At 47.9% G+C, this 6,573-nt stretch carries 4 protein-coding genes and 1 pseudogene; 4 read left to right on the top strand and 1 reads right to left on the bottom strand.

All coding sequences use genetic code 11. The features are described from left to right. The first annotated feature begins 641 nt into the window (after positions 1 to 641). The 4 genes and pseudogenes from K2Q13_RS02260 to K2Q13_RS13285 all read left to right on the top strand — a co-directional run. Positions 642 to 1,160 carry a pyridoxamine 5'-phosphate oxidase family protein gene (locus K2Q13_RS02260; RefSeq protein ID WP_292919032.1) on the top strand — a complete coding sequence of 173 codons (519 nt, stop codon included), beginning with the start codon at positions 642 to 644 and terminating at the stop codon, positions 1,158 to 1,160. Continuing rightward, entirely contained in the window at positions 1,133 to 3,415 is a 2,283-nt protein-coding gene (locus tag K2Q13_RS02255) for a PEP/pyruvate-binding domain-containing protein (protein ID WP_292919031.1), read from the top strand. The genes K2Q13_RS02260 and K2Q13_RS02255 overlap by 28 nt, the downstream gene beginning before the upstream one ends. A 44-nt stretch (positions 3,416 to 3,459) precedes the next feature. After that, on the top strand, positions 3,460 to 4,068 hold the full coding sequence (locus K2Q13_RS02250; protein WP_292919030.1) for a CIA30 family protein: 609 nt from the start codon (positions 3,460 to 3,462) through the stop codon (positions 4,066 to 4,068). A 234-nt stretch (positions 4,069 to 4,302) separates the two neighbouring features. Then, positions 4,303 to 4,425, top strand: a pseudogene (locus K2Q13_RS13285) (IS3 family transposase); the annotation flags it as partial. 104 nt (positions 4,426 to 4,529) lie between these two features. On the opposite strand, the gene recG reads toward K2Q13_RS13285, so the two are convergent. Further along, positions 4,530 to 6,569: an ATP-dependent DNA helicase RecG gene (gene recG / locus K2Q13_RS02245; protein ID WP_292919029.1), complete on the bottom strand. Its 2,040-nt coding sequence runs from the start codon at positions 6,567 to 6,569 to the stop codon at positions 4,530 to 4,532. Positions 6,570 to 6,573 lie beyond the last annotated feature (4 nt).

Genomic DNA, 6,573 nt, shown 5'->3' with positions numbered 1-6,573 from the left:
AGTAGCTCAGTCGGTAGAGCAGAGGACTGAAAATCCTTGTGTCGGTGGTTCGATTCCGCCCTTGGCCACCAATAAAATCAATCTCTTAACAACAAAATATCTAAGTGATTTTTATTTCGCCATGTAAGGCTAGTGTAAGAATATCCGCTGAATACTACACAACAAGAAAACCCGCCATTCGGACGGGTTAATTATTATATTTCTGTTCGACTAGCCATTACCCGCTAGCTCAAGTCTTGGACGTTTAAATTTATTTTCACTTTGTATAACAATACTGTAATGATCTAATATAACGCCACACTTCCATCAACATCGAACACCGACTTAATTTAATATTATCAGATAGTTAGATATCATGCAGTGGCCCACGGGATAATTGTATTTGGATAGCCTCAGCATCCTTTGACATGTATGTAAATTAATAGATATTATAAGCGAATTGGTATTCAATCTGGAGAAAGGCTGCTTAATAAACTATCCAGTTTTGTGAAGCGTCAAACTCTGGTGTGCGTTAACGCCCCCCCCCGCAGATCACCCAAGACGTTTCGTCATTTATACCGCATAATGATCCATATGAGAGAATGGGTTCCGAGCAATACCATTTCTTGCCACAACGTTTCTGAATATAACAGGAGAGCAAATTGATCGAAAAACTAACTCCTGGTCTTGGCTACAAAGAAAAGGAGCCTTCGTCCAAAAAACCCGAAGAGCCACTTTCACTGCAGATTAAGCGGCTTATAGAATCCCAGCCCTTTGCTGTTTTATGTACGCAGGGCGAACAGCATCCTTATGGATCGCTGGTGGCTTTTTCAATGACCGAAGATTTGACCTCAGCAGTCTTTGCCACTCCTGTCACCACCAGAAAATTCAAACTGCTGAATCAGAACGATCGGGCAGCCCTCTTCATCGATAATCGATGCCAGCATCCCGACAACATGATGAATATTGAAGCCGTCACGGCTACAGGTCAAGCCAGACGAGTTGAAAGAGGAAAAGATTTTGAATTATGGTCGCATTTGTTAACAGCTCGTCATGAACATCTTTCCAGTTTCGTTCATTCGCCATCTGTGGCTCTTTTTCGCATTGAAATCGTGAGATATTTTCATGTAGTCCGTTTTCAGGAGGTCCTACAGTGGATTCCCGAAAGAATACCTGGATAGTCTCTCTTGGCGAAACTTCAGCGCTTGACGTAAATATCGCGGGAGGAAAAGCCGCTTCTCTCGCAAAATTGATCAGTGCAGGCATTCCCGTCCCCTCTGGTTTTTGTCTCACTGTTTTTGCCTACCAGCACTTTCTTGCTCAATCAAACCTGCCGAGAATCCTACAAATGGAATTGGAGCGGAAACCGCTGGACAAGATGCGTTGGGAAGAAATATGGGATGCCGCCTTACGAATCAGATCGGCCTTTCTTAAAACTTCTCTCCCTCCCGAGCTGGTGCAGGCGGTCGATGAAGCTTTGCTGCAGCTTCACCCCCAGCGTTCCCTCGCAGTAAGATCTTCAGCGCCTGCCGAAGACTCTGCTCAGCGTTCTTTTGCCGGACTTCATGAATCCGTCACTGATATTCTGGACAAAGATTCGGTGATTCGGGCGATACGAACAGTCTGGGCATCACTGTGGTCGGATGCGGCCTTGCTTTATCGCCAGGAATTGCACCTCGACCCCATGCAAAGTCGCATGGCGGTCATTATTCAGGAAATGATCCCGGCCGAAACTTCTGGAGTGGCCTTTGGCCGGGACCCCCGCAACCAGAAAGTAGACAGTGAAATTGTAGAAGCAGTGCCCGGCGCATGCTCAAATTTGGTTGATGGTCTATTGGAACCTGATCGCTGGATACTGCAGCGGAGTTCCGGTGAGATCGTTGAATGGGTTGCCGGAAAGCGGAATACCGATCAACATGGCTTGCCTCTATTGGATGAGGATGACCTCCGAGCACTCCATACCAGGCTTGGACAAACGGAGGAATTGTTCGGATGGCCACCTGACATGGAATGGGCAAAGCAAGGTGGCGCGCTGTCAGTGCTCCAGGCCCGTCCTATTACTTCCGGTTTGACTGCCCCTCAGTCAGATGAACGCCATTGGTATTTGACCCTTCGGCCGAAACTGCCCAAGCTTCGTCGTCTGGCCGAAAAGGTTTCAAAGACATTGATTCCCGAACTGGAACGCATTGGGCATCAACTGGCCGAACAGAACATTGATGCGCTGGATGACGTCCAGCTTGCTAACTGCATGGAGGAAAGACTTTCTGCATTTTCACACTGGCGGGGAATCTATAAAGATGAGTTCATTCCCCTGGCACATGGAGTACGCTATCTGGGCGCCTATTACAATGATGCGCTCCAACCCCAGGATCCCTATGAATTCATGCTGCTTCTGAAAGGGCAGGATTTTCTTGCTGCGCACCGCAATACAGCTCTGGAAAAACTGGCGGAATATGTCCACAACAATCAACCCCTTCAGGAAATTTTAATAGAAAGGGCACAAGACCTCTCGAACGTTTCCTCCGCATCCTGGGAAACACTGCAAAAACAGATCGCGGATATACCAGAGGGCTCTAACTTCCTCACCCGTTTCGCGCACTTTCTTTCGACCTTTATGGATACCTCCTACAATGGTGAGCGTCTGATGGATCGGCCGGACTCTTTGTTCCATCTGATTTGTCAGATTGGAGCCAGGGCGCAAAAAAGACCCTCGCGCAATGCGCAGAATGAGAAATCCACAGCCATAGCACTGCAACAACGTTTGATAGAAGCTGTAGGAAAGTCACGCGCGGAAGAAGCCCGGGAAGTTATCGCTATCGGACAGTTAAGCTGGCGTCTGCGGGACAATGATAATATTCTTCTGGGGCGAATCGAAAGCCAGTTTCTTCGAGCGTTGCATCTGGGAGCCACACGTTTACGCGCAGCCGGGCGATTGACCGGAAAGAAACCAAACGAGGATTCTGTGGCCCTTGTTGCCCAGACACTGCGGGATCATCAGCACGCCTCCATTCACCTTGACAAAGATGAGCCAGGGGTACTCGAATTTCACCTGCACACCAATGAGAAACCTCGTCAACTCATAGGACAACCCGCTTCTCCTGGCATGGCAGAAGGCCCGGCATGTATAGTTAACAGCATCGAAGATTTTCGGAGATTTAACCAGGGAGACATTCTGGTATGTGAATCAATTCAGCCGACAATGACCCATCTTGTCCTGCTGGCCTCCGCAATTGTTGAGCGACGAGGGGGTATGCTGATTCACGGAGCCATCATTGCTCGTGAACTGGGTATTCCTTGTGTTAATGGCATTTCCCAGGCAACCAGAATTATCAGTCAAGGAGATCAACTGACAGTAGACGGTTATCTGGGAATTGTGACACTTGGTGCTGCGGATTTCGAGCTGGAAAAGCATGTCTGGGCCAAACAATCCAGCTGAACTTAATCAGAATGACCCCTAACTTTTCAGATTTACTATGAACGATGAATTTTCAGATATTTGATATTCGCTTTATACTCACAAATCTTTCCATAGCTTGGTTAATAAACGTTGGAGCGTGCAATATCGTCTTAGCTACAGATTTAATTATTGATGACAGAACCAGCGGTAATTTAAGCTCGGGGCTGGGCACACAATGGCGGCTCGTCACCGACCAGGTCATGGGGGGCGTTTCCAGTGGCGACCTGACAGTGAGCAACTATAAGAACAAGGATTGCCTGCGCATGCGCGGCAAAGTTTCTACCAAAAACAACGGCGGCTTTGTGCAAATGGCATTGGACCTGACACAAGATGAACCCTTTGATGCATCGGCCTATCATGGCGTTGAACTGATTGTTTCCGGTAACAACGAACGCTACAACGCTCATCTCCGTACGACTGACCTCTGGCTCCCATGGCAATCCTATCGCTTCAGCTTTGAAGCCACAGCCGACTGGCAAACAATCCGCGTTCCTTTTGCGAACCTGGAAGCCTATCGAACCACGACTCAATTCCATAAAAACAAACTCAAGCGGATAGGACTGGTTGGTATCGGCCGGAATTTCCAGGCTGATCTGTGCGTGGCATCAGTAAAATTTTATGTCGTGAATTAAAAACTGTAGTTCGGTTAAATAGAAAATTACAGGCCGCCTGACTTGCAAGAAATCAGAGGGTGCAGCCCGCCTAAATTGACACTACCAAGCCATGAATACCGTCAGCACTTAAGGGCAATGAAAATGGATCAAAGCATGAGCCATAAGGGCTGTTGCTACGATAATTCGCCAACAGAACGGTTCTTTGGTAGCCTTAAACATGAATAACTATTCTACGAAAAACTCAAAAATAAGGAAGCAGCAAAAATCAGCATTATTGACTATGTCGATTTTTACAATGGAAAACGTGCTCACTCTAAATTAGGTTATCATTCCCCACTACAATATGAACGTATTTTCTGGAGAAAAACTGTTTAATAAACTGTCCAGTTTTTGTGAAGCATTACAAAAAGCGACTGCGCCGCAAATGCGGCTTCAAAGATGTTCTGGTATTTAGCAACAAATGCCCGGATTGCTGGTTATTACACACGCAAATACTCAGCCTTATCACCCAGCCACCGCGCAATATGCCGCTGTGCGAGTTCAGGATAATTATTCAGCATTTCATTAGCCGAATCTTGCGCGGCCTTCAGTAACTCACCGTCTTGCTCTAAATCGGCAAATCGCAACATCGGAATCCCGCTTTGGCGCGCGCCAAGAAATTCACCAGGCCCTCTCAATCGCAAATCCTGGCGAGCGATTTCAAAACCATCGGTGTATTCAAAAATGACTTTGAGTCGTTTGCGAGCAATCTCCGATAAGGGTTGCTGGAACAACAGAATGCAAACACTCGCCTCCGATCCACGCCCGACACGGCCACGCAACTGGTGTAATTGCGACAAGCCCATGCGCTCGGCATTTTCAATCACCATTAGCGAAGCATTGGGCACATCCACGCCCACCTCAATCACGGTTGTCGCCACTAGTAATTGAACTTTTCCTTGCTTGAACAACAGCATGACTTCAGCTTTCTCTTGCTGGGACAGGCGTCCATGCACCAGGCCCACATTCAATTCCGGAAAAGTTTTTCTCAGATGCTGAAAAGTTTCCACAGCAGTCTGTAGTTGCAATGCTTCAGATTCTTCAATGAGCGGGCAAACCCAATATACTTGCCTGCCCTGTTGGCACGCACGATGTATGCGTGCAATAATTTCGTCACGGCGATTATCTGCGATTAATTTAGTCACCACGGGCGATCTGCCAGGCGGCAATTCATCGATAGCTGACACATCCAGATCGGCGAAATAGCTCATCGACAATGTGCGCGGTATAGGCGTGGCGCTCATCATCAATTGATGCGGCATCAGATCGGATTGCGCGCCTTTGATCCGCAGCGCCAGACGCTGATGCACGCCAAAGCGGTGCTGTTCGTCAATAATCGCCAAGCCGAGCTGTTGAAAGGTTACTTGGACTTGAAACAAAGCATGCGTGCCCACAACAAGTTGCGCTGTACCCGATATAATCTTATCCAACGCAGCTTGCTTTTGTTTTTTCTTCAACCCTCCCGATAACCAGGCAACCTGAACTCCCAGTGGTTCAAACCAAGCGGATAATTTTACGAAATGCTGCTCAGCAAGAATTTCAGTCGGTGCCATGATGGCCGCCTGAAAACCATTATCAATCGCCTGCAATGCAGCCAGCGCAGCCACAATCGTTTTCCCGCTGCCAACATCACCTTGCAATAGACGTTGCATTGGATAAGCGATTGCCAAATCACGGCTGATTTCCTCATACACTTTGAACTGCGATGAAGTCAATTCAAAGCCAAGCTGTGCCAGTAACTGGTTCGTCAATCTATTCTTTTGTTGCAGTACCGGTGCACTGCGGCTTCTTCGCTGTCGGTAATGTAAGCGCATCGATAACTGCTGCGCCAGCAATTCATCGAACTTGATGCGCCGCCATGCTGGATGTGTCCGTGTTTGTAAAGCCTCGATCGATTCTTCCGGGGACGGACGATGCAAGCACAGTACACTATCGCTAAAACCTTGCAGTCGATATTTCCGGATGATTTTCTCAGGTACAGTTTCGGTCAGCGCTTGCACCGTTTGCGCATCCTGCAATCCCTGCCTGATTATTTTCGCTAAAATATTTTGCGTCAAACCCGCCGTGGTGGCATAAACCGGCGTCATCGAATCCGCCAGCGATTCCCCTTCCCGCACGATACGGCATTTCGGATGCACCATTTCGATGCCAAAGAAACCGCCACGAATTTCGCCCAGCAGCCGTACACGCTTACCCACCGCGTAGGTCTTAATCTGGCTGCCGTAGAAATTCAGAAAACGCATGACCAAAATTCCACTACCGTCTTCAACTTGGCAAACCAATTGTCGCCTAGGTCGGACAACCACTTCGTTATTAACGATCACGCCTTCAATCTGTACTGTTTGCCCTTGTGGCGCATCACCGATCGGAAACAAATGCGTTTCATCTTCATACCGGATCGGTAAGTGCAAAATCAGATCTAATGCACTATGGATACCTAAACGGGATAATTTTTCTTGCACACTGGCACTAACAGGCAATGCC

Source organism: Nitrosomonas sp. (genome assembly GCF_019752095.1).
In the GTDB taxonomy this organism is placed as follows: domain Bacteria; phylum Pseudomonadota; class Gammaproteobacteria; order Burkholderiales; family Nitrosomonadaceae; genus Nitrosomonas.
Note: the sequence above shows the minus strand (reverse complement) of the source record. Positions and strands in the feature narration are given on the sequence as shown.

Bases quoted from the DNA above. Each gene is read 5' to 3' on its own strand.
- K2Q13_RS02250 (WP_292919030.1), top strand. From the start codon at position 3,460: ATGAATTTTCAGATATTTGATATTCGCTTTATACTCACAAATCTTTCC.